The 13718-nt window shown below is 38.5% G+C and carries 10 protein-coding genes and 1 pseudogene; all 11 read left to right on the top strand.

What is annotated here, in order from left to right; all coding sequences use genetic code 11:
• Positions 1-96: 96 nt before the first annotated feature.
• Complete coding sequence (locus tag BTU61_RS02640) at positions 97-504, top strand: YbgA family protein (RefSeq protein ID WP_200772222.1); 408 nt, start codon at positions 97-99, stop codon at positions 502-504.
• The gene (locus BTU61_RS02645; protein WP_200772223.1) at positions 505-870 is read left to right on the top strand and encodes a TIGR02328 family protein; all 366 of its coding nucleotides are present in this window, start codon (positions 505-507) and stop codon (positions 868-870) included. It begins immediately after the preceding gene.
• Between the two features lie 207 nt (positions 871-1077).
• On the top strand, positions 1078-4140 hold the full coding sequence (locus BTU61_RS02650) for a type I restriction endonuclease (RefSeq protein WP_200772224.1): 3063 nt from the start codon (positions 1078-1080) through the stop codon (positions 4138-4140).
• Positions 4140-5744, top strand: coding sequence for an HsdM family class I SAM-dependent methyltransferase (locus tag BTU61_RS02655; protein ID WP_200772225.1), 1605 nt, complete (start codon positions 4140-4142; stop codon positions 5742-5744). The genes BTU61_RS02650 and BTU61_RS02655 overlap by 1 nt, the downstream gene beginning before the upstream one ends.
• Positions 5737-6999, top strand: a complete 1263-nt coding sequence (locus tag BTU61_RS02660) for a restriction endonuclease subunit S (RefSeq protein ID WP_200772226.1) — start codon at positions 5737-5739, stop codon at positions 6997-6999. The genes BTU61_RS02655 and BTU61_RS02660 overlap by 8 nt, the downstream gene beginning before the upstream one ends.
• A 28-nt stretch (positions 7000-7027) precedes the next feature.
• The gene (locus tag BTU61_RS02665) at positions 7028-7723 is read left to right on the top strand and encodes a hypothetical protein (protein ID WP_200772227.1); all 696 of its coding nucleotides are present in this window, start codon (positions 7028-7030) and stop codon (positions 7721-7723) included.
• The gene (locus tag BTU61_RS02670; protein ID WP_200772228.1) at positions 7723-10008 is read left to right on the top strand and encodes a DEAD/DEAH box helicase; all 2286 of its coding nucleotides are present in this window, start codon (positions 7723-7725) and stop codon (positions 10006-10008) included. The genes BTU61_RS02665 and BTU61_RS02670 overlap by 1 nt, the downstream gene beginning before the upstream one ends.
• A 257-nt stretch (positions 10009-10265) precedes the next feature.
• Positions 10266-11015 carry a DNA-entry nuclease gene (locus BTU61_RS02675; protein ID WP_200772229.1) on the top strand — a complete coding sequence of 250 codons (750 nt, stop codon included), beginning with the start codon at positions 10266-10268 and terminating at the stop codon, positions 11013-11015.
• A gap of 141 nt (positions 11016-11156) precedes the next feature.
• Positions 11157-11417, top strand: a pseudogene (locus BTU61_RS02680) (HigA family addiction module antitoxin); the annotation flags it as partial.
• Positions 11418-11555: 138 nt separating this feature from the next.
• On the top strand, positions 11556-12431 hold the full coding sequence (locus BTU61_RS02685; protein ID WP_200772231.1) for an Rpn family recombination-promoting nuclease/putative transposase: 876 nt from the start codon (positions 11556-11558) through the stop codon (positions 12429-12431).
• A gap of 152 nt (positions 12432-12583) precedes the next feature.
• Positions 12584-13507 (top strand): L-lactate dehydrogenase, encoded by a 924-nt coding sequence (locus BTU61_RS02690; protein WP_200772232.1) that lies wholly within the window; start codon positions 12584-12586, stop codon positions 13505-13507.
• Positions 13508-13718: the final 211 nt, after the last annotated feature.

Consider the following 13718-nt stretch of genomic DNA (forward strand, 5'->3'; position numbering starts at 1 on the left):
CTTGCTCGACAATCCAAAGAAAATTGAGAGGCCAGGACTTTTGTCCCAGCCTCTTTTTTATAACTTGACTCATTTCCATGGTATAATGAGAGGACTATGGATAGAGAAGATCAAAAGGAGAAACGAGTGGATCAAAAACATCACTGCCAAGTCCTATGGGCGAAAAATAAGTACCTGGTACTGAGTCGTTCCAGCAACATTTACAAGGAAATCCGGGAATACCTCAAGCAAGACCAGGTGGAGGTCAGCCACGTCGAGGACCTGATCCAGCAAGCGCTGGCCTTGCCAGAAAATCGTGGCCAGGTCTCCAATGCCTTCCAGCATATCTGGGGCTATTTCAAAAAGCAGGCGACTCCTGAGGAAAAGGCGGACTTTATGTTGCTACTTGAGAAATACCAGCATGGCCAAGCTAGCCAAGAGGATCTGATCAAGGGGATCCAGACGCTCCTTGAGCACTACCCTAATCGCTACTTACAAGACTCGACGCTACTAGGAGGTCAATAGATGAGACTCTGGCACCAAGACTTGATTCCCAAACTCCCACGTCCCCAGCTCCTGGGCCAACACCGGGAATGCTGCGCCCTAAGGGGCAATGGCTGGGGCAAGAAGCACGCGACGGTCAACTATGTCTTTGACTACTCGCCCTATCGCCTCTATGCCTATCACCGCCTGATCATGGAGGAGATGACCACTCGTGGCTACAAGGTCAGCCCAGAGTGGTGGGAGCCAACCTACCGAGGAAAGACCTGCCCAGCCTATCCAGAACTGGAAGAGGAAGCCTTGAGCACCCCTATCTATCCCGAGCACCAGGCTACTTACCTCCAAGAATGTCTAGACAATCTAGCAGAAAAAGGGATTCATTTAGACTAAGAAAAAACGAACCAGACCAGGTTCGTTTTTTTGCGCGAAAAACCAACAAAATGCTTTGAAATCGTTAATTTCTTTCCCAAACATGCTATAATAATAGGAGATTATGCACAGGAAAAGGATAGAAGGATGAAGGCAGTAGCAACTCCAGAACTTGAGATTGAAAGATCAAGTACAATAGGAGTAGCATAGCTTTAATAGGATGATGATATGAAAAGAGAAAAAGAGTTTTCAGAACTGACGAGGGTTCAAATCCCAGCAACATTGCACTTGATGCGACTAGGATATACATATCTGCCGCACAATGGGAAAGAGTTAAAAGAAAGAGACCCAGAGACGAATATTCTGGTATCTATTTTTAGAGAGCAATTTTTGAAGTTCAATAATTATGCGACAGATGTGGATGTTGAACGAGAGCTAAGTAATATCAAGTTGGAACTAGACCAAAATGATCTGGGACGGGCTTTTTACAAACGAATCATCGGAGAAACAAGTGCGACCTATATTGATTGGGAACATCCTGAAGCCAATACCTTTCATCTCGCGCTTGAGGTTACTTGCCAAAATGGGCAAGATGAATTCCGCCCAGATATCGTTATTTTTGTCAATGGTCTGCCTCTTTCTTATATCGAAGTGAAACAGCCCAATGCTATCCGTGATGGAAAGACAGGGATTCAGTCAGAACAAGACAGAACCAGATACCGTTTTGAAAATCGTAAGTTCCGTCGCTTTAATAATATTACCCAGTTGATTGCCCTATCTGATAACCTGCCTTACATCAGTGGACAAGGCCAGCAAAAACAGGGTTCTTATTACGGTTCAAATGCCTATTCAAAAACCAAGTTTAATGCATTCAAGGAGGAAAGAGGAGAAGATTTCCTTCATTCCCTTGCCACGCTAACCGAGTACCAAATCGACTTTGTCTTAGAAGACATGAAGCGCTTTGCTCTCAAATCTCAGCCAGAGTTTACAACAAACCTAAACCCAGATACACCTTGCAATGCCTTCCTGTCTTCTTTGTACCAGAAGGAACGTCTGCTCTTTATGCTTCGTTTTGGTCTGGTCTATGTCGAAGAAGAGAGCAAGGATGGACAGATGCAACTGCAGAAGCACGTCATGCGTTATCCTCAGTATTTTGCAACACGTGCTATCGAAGAAACGATCGCAAAAGGTGTTAAGAAGGGGGTTATCTGGCATACCCAAGGTTCAGGTAAGACTGCCTTGGCTTTCTTCAATATCCGCTATCTAACCAACTATTTCTCAAAAGAGGGAATCATTCCTCAGTTTTACTTTGTTGTCGATCGTCTGGACTTGGCTGACCAAGCGTTTAAAGAATTCACCAAACGAGGACTCAAGGTTAAACGCATCAATAACCCACAAGAGCTCAATCATAAACAAGACGGCTATGATGTGGCTGTGGTCAATATCCAGAAATTTAAGGATGATTCAGATTTGACCGACCGCTCTGGCTATGACCTCAATCGTCAAAATATCTACTTTATCGATGAAGCCCATCGATCATACAATGAACGAGGATCCTACCTGCCAAATCTCTATCAGGCTGACACCAAGGCCATTAAAATCGCCTTGACTGGAACTCCATTGATCACCTATAAGAAAGATGGCAAGACCAAGGAAAGTCATGCGACCACGCGTGATATCTTTGGGGATTACATCCACAAATACTACTACAACCAGTCTATCGATGACGGCTTTACCCTACGCCTGATGCGAGAGGATATCGAGACCTCCTATAAGGACAATCTCAGATCCATCAACGAAGAGATCCAACGTGGTGACCTTTCCAAGGAAGATATCTTTGCCCATCCTCACTATGTGGAACCCATGCTAGACTTTATCATTGAGGACTTCAATCGTGCGCGTGATCTGGTCTTTGATGATCAGACCATCGGTGGCATGATTGTTTGTGATTCGTCTAAGCAGGCACGTGAGCTTGAAAAGCAATTAGAAGAACGTCGTCAAGCTGGCTCGACCAACTTGACTTCAGCTCTCATACTTCACGATGAGGGAGACAAGGAAGAGAAGAAGGACAAGGTTGACGCTTATAAGGAAGGCAAGATTGACCTTGTCATCGTCTACTCCATGCTTCTGACAGGTTTTGATGCCCCTCGTCTCAAACGCCTCTACCTAGGGCGCAAGATCAAGGCTCACAACCTTTTGCAGACTCTAACTCGTGTCAATCGTCCCTACAAGGACTATCTCTTTGGCTATGTTATTGACTTTGCAGACATCTCGAAAGAGTTTGACAAGACCAATCGTGCCTATCTAGAAGAGCTCAACCAAGAGTATGATACGACCCTGACAGGTGAAAATGGTGAGGATGTTTTTGGCTCACTCTTTGTACCTGCAGATGAGATTTCTCATGAGTTAAAGAAGACTGAGCAAATCTTGATTGACTATCCAACGGACAATCTGGAATACTTCTCCCAAGCCATCAATGACATAAAGGATAAGAAGCAGTTAATTGATCTTCGGAAAGCTTTGGAGTCCATCAAGCAGTACTACAATATCGCTCGTCTCCTTGGCTACCATCACTTGCTCGATCAGATTGACATTGCACAAATCGCAACCTTGCTCAATATCCTCTCCAGACGCATGCTGACTCTGTCCTTGATTGATCAGCCGGACAATTTTTCTAGTCGGACGCTCTTAAATCTAGCTATGTCTCAGACCAGCTTTAGTTTTATCAAGATCGCTGAGGAAGAACTCCGTTTAGCGGCCAATGATTTGGATGACTGGAGTCGTCGTGTTGCTGGAGGGATCAAAGGACAGCGCGATGAGAAAGACCCTGAGTGGGTTTCACTCTACGAGGAATTCCAACGTATCATGAAAAAACACCTGATCCATGGACAAGAAGGCTATACCATGGAGAATATAAAAGAGACACAAAAGGCCTATGAAGCTTTATTTGAGTCAGTGGAAGATTACAAGTCTCGTATGCGACGTCTGAGCATGAATTTTAATGGGGATCAAATGGCAGCTCGCTCTTACAAACATGTGACCAACTCGACCATGGTCAGTGAGTTTCCTGCTGTCTACCATGTTATTAAAGGTTCTAAAGTCAGACTCGATCATAAAATCGGTCAAAACCAAGGGGTATTAGATAACGATGACTTCCTCAAAAAAATGATTCGAGAAGAAGCTCGGATCGAAATGAAAACGAACCAAACTGCTAGTAGCTTGACACGAGAGGACTTTAACCGTCTTGTCGAGTCGCTATTTGAAGAATATGAACAGGAATACCAACACTAATGAATGAAACATACAAAGTCCAAGTCCAAGACTTGGTAGACGATTTGAAAGCCGTCTTTACCCATGCGGGACTAGGAGGAGAAGCGGGTGAGTACAAACTCCTCACCCAGTCTTTTCTCTACAAGTTTTTAAACGACAAGTTTTTGTATCAAGCCAAGATCCTAGATGAATCCAACACCTATGAAAACTTGTTGGCTATGAGTGAGGAAGACTATGACTGGCTTTTGGAGGATATCGGTACTAGCACGGCTTGGCTCAAGCCGGACCAGCTGATCGAAAGTCTCCACCGTCAGCAAAACGAAGCGACTTTTTACGAAACTTTTGAAAATACCCTCAACCAAATCGCCATTGACAATAACGATATCTTCTCTGTTCATACAGAAGGAGACACAACGGTTCGTCTCTTTACTGAGCGTCTGATTACCGATAACATCTCAGATAGTAGTAAGCGCAACGAGGTGGCAAAATCCATCATCAATCTTCTTGCACGAGTTAAGTTTGATGAAGCTATTTTTTCACAAGGTTTTGACTTTTTCTCTACCCTCTTTGAGTATATGATCAAGGACTACAACAAAGATGGTGGGGGGACCTATGCTGAGTACTATACACCTCACTCAGTGGCTAAAATTATCGCAGATATCTTAGTGGGAGATGATAAACCTCAAAACGTGCGGATCTATGACCCGTCAGCAGGTTCAGGTACCTTGCTTATGAATCTGGCTAGTCGTATTGGAGTGGAAAAAACTACAGTCTATAGCCAGGATATCTCGCAGAAGTCCTCTAATCTCCTCCGTCTTAATCTGATCTTGAATGGACTGCAACACTCCATCCATAATATCGTTGAAGGAAATACCATTTTGCGGAATCGTCATCCTGAAAAAATGGACTATATCGTGTCTAACCCTCCTTTCAAGCTGGACTTTTCAGAGTGGCGTGACCAAGTGGAGACCTTGCCAGAAGCCAGTGAGCGTTTCTTTGCAGGTGTGCCAAAGGTTCCAGCTAAGTCTAAGGACAAGATGGCAATCTATGAGCTCTTTGTCCAGCATATCATCTACTCCTTGAAGCCAGACGGCCAAGCAGCTGTTGTCTTGCCGACAGGCTTTATCACGGCCCAGTCAGGGATTGACAAGACCATCCGTCAATACTTGGTGGACAATCAAATGCTGGCTGGTGTTGTATCTATGCCGTCCAATATCTTTGCGACGACAGGTACCAACGTCTCTATTCTCTTTATCGATAAGAAAAACAAGGGCGATGTCGTCCTCATCGATGCCTCAAACCTAGGAACCAAGGTCAAGGAAGGCAAGAACCAAAAGACCGTGCTCTCTCTTGAGGAAGAGCAGAAGATCGTAGAGACATTTATCAAGAAAGAAGCCGTCGAGGACTTTTCTGTCACCGTCTCCTATGAGGATATCAAGGAGAAAAACTACTCTCTCAGCGCAGGTCAATACTTTGACATCAAAATCGACTATGTAGATATCACAGCAGAAGAGTTTGAAGCAAAGATGACCGTCTTTCAAGATAAACTAACAGACCTCTTCCAGCAATCGCATGCATTGGAGCAGGAGATTGAAGAGCAAATGAAGGGGTTGAAGTATGAGTGAGTTTAAAACCTATACTATAGAACAACTGTGTATCGTTGGTTCAAGTAAAAGAGTACATTTATCTGATTACGTTCAGCAAGGAGTGCCATTTTATAGAAGTAAAGAAGTGATTGAACTTTCAAGTGGGAAGAACATTTCCGAACAATTATTTATTTCTCCAGAAAAGTACTCTGAAATAAAATCAAAATTTCCGGTTCCTCAAGAGAATGATGTACTTATTACAGCTGTAGGGACGATAGGTGAGATTTTGGTTGTAAAAGATCCGAATTTTTATTTTAAAGATGGAAATTTAATTTGGTTAAGAAATATAAATTTTGACATAATTGATATAGATTACCTATACTACTTTTTAAAATCTGATTTATTTCAGAAAACAATCAAATATAACAACATAGGGGCGGTACAGAAAGCTTTAACTATCGATTTTTTAAAAACTGTAAAAATAACATTACCATCATTAGATAATCAAAGAAAATTGATTTCTGTTTTAAAATCAATTGATAAAAAACTGAAAATCAACAATCAAATCAACCAAGAGTTGGAAGCCATGGCTAAGATCCTCTATGACTACTGGTTTGTGCAGTTTGATTTCCCAGACCAGAATGGCAAACCCTACAAATCATCAGGCGGAAAGATGGTCTATAACCCAGAACTCAAACGCGAAATCCCAGAGGGGTGGGGAGTGGCAAAAATAGAAGACATAGCTCAAACTGGTTCTGGTGGGACACCAAAATCTACAAATGTTTCATACTATTCAAATGGTGAAATACCATGGATAAATAGTGGAGAGTTAGAGCAAACCGTTATTACAAGTACTTCTAATTTTATTACAGAAGAAGGGTTAAATAATTCTAGTGCGAAGTTATTCCCTAGTGGGACAATTCTAGTTGCTATGTATGGAGCAACGGCAGGAAAAGTTAGCTTTTTAACTTTTGAAGCATCAACAAACCAGGCAATATGTGCGATTATGTTAAATGATATTAGGATGCGTTATTATCTCAAAAATGTAATTGAGGACTTATATCAGTATCTTGTTAAGTTGAGTACAGGTTCTGCAAGAGATAATCTCTCACAGGATATGATTAAAAATATAAAAGTAGTTATCCCTTCAAATGATATTTTAGATAGATATTATGATTTTTCTAATAATATCATTAAAGAAATAACTAAAAAACAACAAGAAAATGAACAACTCACCCAACTTCGAGATTGGCTCTTGCCAATGCTGATGAATGGACAGGTGAAGGTGGGGTAGATTATTTAGAGAAAGGAGTTTGTTTCTGATGGGTGATGTGATTGAATGTTTTAATATATCAGATAAAGGGCATTCCCTTTCAAACGTGATTTTTATTAGGATAGAGCCCAGTGATTTAAAGGTTACAATTAATGATATTATTTCCTCTTTAAACAATCTTTCTTGGATTGAGACTTTTGATGAAGAATATATAAAGAATTCTTTTGAGATTCGAGCTAATGCGACAGCTGAGCGTTTATCAAGTCAGTTAAAACATTTTCAACAGGATAAAGTCACTACTGAAATAGGAGAAACAGTAGTATCAGAATTATCGAGACTGGCTATAGTTAATGAATTAGATTATCTCGACATTCCTTTAGCTGAATTGTTCAAACAGCAGATTGCTGGTAATCCTGGTTTTGACTTTTTTTCTGAGACACTATCTCAATTTATAGTATTTGGAGAAGCTAAATATGTTTCGAATAGTAATGGATATGGTAAATCACTGGCACAAATAGAACGTTTTATCAGGGAAAAGAGAGATGTTTCTGATTTAAATGATATAGATAAATTTGTTTCTATAACATCTTTAAACAATCATACTCAAAATCATAAAGCTTTTGCATGTGCTTTTTCTGCTACAAGTATTGAGACAGAAACTATAATTAATCATATTTTAAAAAATAAAAATTTTAATAAAATAAAATATCATAAAGAAATAATTCTAATTGCGGTGAACGTTTAATGGAAAATATAATAAAAAAAATTGTATCAAATGAAAATGTCGAAGAGATTTTGAAGTTAACGATTGAATCGATATATAAAAACGGTCCCACCTCTACTACAGATTTAGAAATTCTATGTTATATAAAAATATTTTATACAGAACTATTCGAACTATATGAACATCAAATTTTAAAATTTATGGGGCTGTACTTTAAAGATTTAGGTACGGAATCACTCTTAGAAGTTGTTTTTGGCATGTATCAAAAGCATATTGAAGATGAATACAATATAAAATATACCCCTGTTCAATCAAAAATTGTTGATGAAACTCATAGTAATAAATATTTCAGTTTTTCTGCACCAACAAGTACTGGAAAATCATTTGTTTTTAGAAAATTAATTGAGGAAAGTGATAAAGATGTGGTAATAGTAGTGCCATCAAGAGCATTGATTAATGAATACTTTGATTTATTAAACGAGCATTTTAATTACTCTGATATTAATCTTTTAACCTTCGTTGATAAAATAAACACTAATTACGCAACAAGAAATATTTTTATTTTGACTCCTGAAAGATGTAAAGATTTATTTAAATTCAAAAAAGATTTTGACATAGACTTTTTTTTATTTGATGAAGCTCAATTAGGTGATGAAAAAAGTGCTCGTGGTTTATATTTTGATAGTATTATTAGACGAGCAAAACGTAGTTTTCCAGGAACAAAGTTTATATTTGCTCATCCATTTATTGAAAATCCTAATGCACAGTTTGAAAAGAATAATTTTGAACAAGAACAATCAAATGCAAGAAACTTTAACATAAAAAATGTTGGACAAATATTCTATTCTCTAGATAAAGATAATAGCTTTTATCACTTTGGTATCGATAAGAACATTATGGGTAAAAGTAGAGTGAAATGTGCTTATGACCCAATTGAAATGGTTCTAAGTGAGAATGGAAGTGTACTAGTATTTTGTACGAAAACTAGTATACTTAGTCGTAAAATTTTTAAAGAATTTGAAAAGTATCTTCGTTTTTGTGAAGTATTATCTGATCCAGAGGCGTTGAAAATTATAGCTGAAATAGCTGATATCATTGGTGGTAGCGATGATATAAATGAAGATAGATATTCTGAAGTAATTAAATTTCTTAAAATAGGAGTTGTGACTCATCACGGTTCTATGCCATTAAGAGTAAGAAGCTTAATTGAAAAGTTTACTAAATCAGGTTTTTGTAAAATTTGTTTTGCTACATCTACTTTAGAACAAGGGATAAATATGCCTTTTGATTTAGTTTATTTGAAGCATTTTACGGAATCAAAGCCGTTAGCTATAAAAAATATTATTGGGCGAGCAGGTCGAAGTACATTAGATAAGAAGTTTGATTATGGAACTGTAATTATCAGACATTCTAATATATCAGCTTTTCGAAGAATAATGCATAGTCCGAGTAAATTAAGAAGTAAATCATTATTGGATGATACTCTTCCAGGCAACTTGAGTGATTTAGAAGATTTTCGAAAATCAATTAATGATGGTAGTTTTTCAGATGAGTATAATTTAACGCCAAAGCAGATTGAGGTATTGTCTAAAGCTGATAGTTTAAGTCTAGCTCATAATATTATTGAATGTTTATTTATGGGTAATGATTTTAAAAAATTAAAGCAAATCGATAATCGAAAATTATCTAATGAATTTGAGAAGGTTTATGAGTTACATATCGGTAGAATATTATCCAATGGCGAAAAAGCTGTAATTGATACTAGTGTTCAAATTATGATCTGGAAGATTTTTGGAAAATCCTTCAAAGATATTTGTTTTTACAGATATGCATATGTGAGTCGAAAAGAAGAAAGAGAAGATCCTTCAGTAGATCACAGCGAATTAATTTCTCAATTTGTGATGCAGTGTAGTGAGATTCCAAATAAGAGTTTAGCAGCATTTCCTCTTTTTCCTCGAGGAACTAAAGCGATTGATGTTAACTATGATTTAATTGTTTTTGATACTTATGACTATTTAGATAAGATTCTAAATTTTAGATTAGAAGATATATTTGTAGCTCTTTTTTCTAAATACTTTGAAAAAACGGAAGATCTAAGAGCCGAAAAATTAGTTAAATTAATAAAATATGGTACTGATTCGGATAAACAGATATGGCTTCTGAGATATGGTTTTGATTTTGATGATGTCGAATGGATAGAACCATATGTTCAAAGTATAGATTCTACTGGCATTGAATTTGATAAAGAAATTTTACAGGAATCGGAAAAACGACTAAAAATAATTGGTAGGTACTATAATGGATAAAATAAATCCGTTATAAGGAATAAAACTATTCACGATTTTAAAATTGTAACAATGTAACATTCTATTACAGCAAGAAAATATTAATGGATTCTAATTTTGAAATCCACAGATGTGAATAACAATTTAGGTTACAATTGGTTTAAGATGCTTTGTTTTTCAAATCAGAAAGTTAGATTAGATTCATATCTTACTAAAATTAGGAAACTACTTTTACTTCTGTAGAGAGTGGATGAGTAAAGGTGGAGTAGGGGAGGAAAATGAAAAAGAAATTTTCGATGTCAGAGCAAGAAATTTTAGATTTGATTCATATCTCTATTGATCAACTTTCTAAATTAGTCGAAGTAAGAGTTCTGTATTGTACAAATATAGCTGAATGTCAGAATGAATCGAATTATTTTGTTGTGAATAATAATATCTCAGTGATTGATCTTCCGGATGAATGTGAAACAGGTTATATTGTTCCACATTCATTGGAGTTAGGTAAGAGACCTAAAGGCGCAACTTTTTATTTCAATAAAAATGATTATAAAGATATTAAAAATCAAAAAGAGTCAATGGATAAAAAGGAAAAACGTCCGAGTCTTGGAAAACCTGCTGGATGGGATAAAATAAATAAAAAAGATTATGAAGTATATTTTCATCGAGGTCATATAATCGCATACTCTTTAGGTGGTGATAAGGAGATTAAAGGACACGATTATAAAGCCTTGAAATCATTATTTACACAAACAGCATGGAGCAATATGGGGAAAGCTAATAAGAAGAAAGAGGATGAAAACAAATTCAGCCAGTGGCATTTTAAAAAAATAATTAAAGATACATTAGTAACGGATTCAATTTGCATGGCTTCTCGTCCCATTTATCGAAATAAGGCTGATGTAATTCCGATTGGCGTTCACTTGCAAGCAGTGACGAAAGAAAGATCTTTATTTAACGTCTTTCTTCCGAATATCGATCCTAATATTGTAATTGATTATAAAAAATGTACTTTTAAACCGAAAAAGTGATCCTCTCTAAATGCTTTGCGTTTTGAATTTGAAAGTCATATCTTTTTAAATTAATTATTTTTTCAAGAGTTATAGTGATGATCCTTCTTTCTAGTCTGATAAAATTTAAATTCCTAAAAATAGAGGAGGTCAGTAATCACTATGAGTATGAAAATTGTTGAATACAAAGATGTAATTGCTTTCCATCCAGGTCAATATATTGGAGAGCTAATTGAAGATTATCAGATGACCCAGAAAGAATTTGCGGAGAAATTAGGAGTATCCCCAAGGACTATCAGTAAATTAGTGAATGGTGAGGAGCCGATTAGTAATGATATTGCTCAGAAGTTAGAGAAGCTTACTAATATTTCGATGAAAACTTGGCTTAATTTACAAGCTTCCTTTGATAGGAAAGTGGCAGAAGGTGCAGTACCCTGAGATTGATTATTATAGAGAGCTATTACTTGGTTTCATAATGTTCTTGTAGTCACTTTCCAAATTTTTTTCGAATAATATAGATAGAGGGACCTTCCCTCTATTTTTTATCGAAAAGGAGCAGGGATGCAGAAAAGACACGCGCATGTATCGCCGACCTTGGACATTATGGCCAAGAAGATTTTTAGTTTGCCGGAGGTGACGGCAGCATTTATTCGAGACATTTTGGAGCTGGATGTAGCGGACGCTCAGATTGTGGAGGGAAGCCAGCCACACAGCATGGCCTATGAGGAGGATGACTTGTTCTCCACTGCGGTGGATGTGAGAGCCAAGCTCCATGATGGGACCGAGGTGATCATCGAGATCCAGATTCGCAAGCAGCAGTATTTCTTGAATCGATTCCATTATTATCTGGCCAATCAGCTGGTGGAGAATGTACAAAAACTACGCAAGCAAGGTCAGACACATAAGATGTACGAGCAGATGGAGCCCGTCTATGGGATTGCGATTTTGGAGAAGTCGCTCTTACTGGACGAAGAGGCAGCCATCAACAAATACTGGCTGACCAATAGCCGGTCTGGCAAGCAACTCAAGGCCTATTATAAAAATGGCAAGCACCAAAATCTTCTGCAGGTTGCCTTTTTAGAGCTAGACAAGTATAATAAAGATGAGAACCTGACAGATGCAGGCAGACAGTGGTTGGAGTTTTTTGGGAACCTTCCCTTCACAAAAGCTCCCAGTCAGGTTGTGGCCCATGCAGATTCATTACTAGATTCATCTAGCTGGACCAAGGAGGAGAAGACCATGATAGACGAGCGAATTCGGATTCAAGAAAATTATGATATGACCATGGAGACAGCCATAGACGAAGCGCGCGAAGAAGGTCTGGAACAGGGTCGTAAACAGTTGGTATGTGAGATGATTTCACGAGGGATGACTCCTGAGCTTATCTCGGATATGACGGGCTTATCGCTGGAAGAGATTGAGTCCCTTCTTTCTTAAAACGTGAAAAGAGGTGGGACCTCTTTTCCTTTTGAAAAAACTTGGAAATTTTTCTATTTTTTTCATCCGGCTTGCTGGAATTGTGGTAGAATAGAGTCAACAAAGAGCTATCCTCACCAAAAGTGTGATCGATACTAGAAAAGAGGATTCTGATGACAAGAAAAATTGGTATTATTGGTTTGGGTCATGTGGGTGCAACCTTGGCTCACAGTATGGTTTTGAAACATACTTGCGATCATTTGGTCTTGATTGACACGAATGAAAAAAAGGTCAAGTCGGATGCTTTGGACTTTTGTGATATGGTTGCTAATACAGGTTATCCAGTGCATATCACGGTCAATGATTATGCTGCTCTTCAAGATGCGGATGTGGTAGTCTCTACTCTGGGAAATATCGAGCTTCAGGCGAATAACACGAATGATCGTTTTGCGGAACTGCCATTCACTAGTAAGCAAGTGGTACAAGTGGGACGTGATTTGAAAGCTTCTGGATTCCACGGTGTCTTGGTTGTGGTGACCAACCCGGTTGATGCGGTGACGCAACTCTACCAACAATACACGGGTCTTCCTAAAGAACAAGTCATTGGGACAGGGACATTGCTGGATACCGCTCGGATGAAGCGCGCGGTAGCCGATCGATTGCAAGTGAACCCTGCTAGTGTCTCTGGCTATAACCTTGGTGAACACGGAAATTCTCAATTTGTCGCTTGGAGCCAAGTTCGTGTCAAGGGACATGCGATCACGGATCTCTTTTCACAAGAAGAGCTGGATGCTATCAACTATGAATCCTTGCGAGGTGGCCACACGGTCTTCTTTGGCAAATTCTATACCAATTTTGGGATTGCGGCAGCAGCGCAACGTCTAGCAGAAGCTGTCATCAATGATAGCCACGAAGAAATGCCTGTATCCAATTATCGTCCAGAATATGGAACTTACCTGGGTTACCCAGCGATTGTTGGACGCAAAGGAATTGTCGAAAGAATCGACTTGCAGTTAACAGAAGAAGAAAAAGAAAAATTGCTCCATTCAGCTGAAACCATTAAAGAAAATACACGTAAAGGTTTAGAGCACGCTTAGCCCCAACGGTCTAAGAGGCTATTAAAGGTTGCAGATAAAGGAAACAGTGTTTTGATTCTTATAGGTCATCATAGAGCTAAAACGTGAAGAAAGATTTGAGAAAGGCTGATCCGCAACCGGAAAGTTGTGTTAGAGCAATCAACCGCTAGGTCATTCAGTTCGTTCTATCAACCATCGAAGAGGCTGGGACAAAAGTCCTAGCCTCTTCAAT

This window comes from Streptococcus lactarius, from assembly GCF_016642265.1.
GTDB classification, from domain to species: domain Bacteria; phylum Bacillota; class Bacilli; order Lactobacillales; family Streptococcaceae; genus Streptococcus; species Streptococcus lactarius.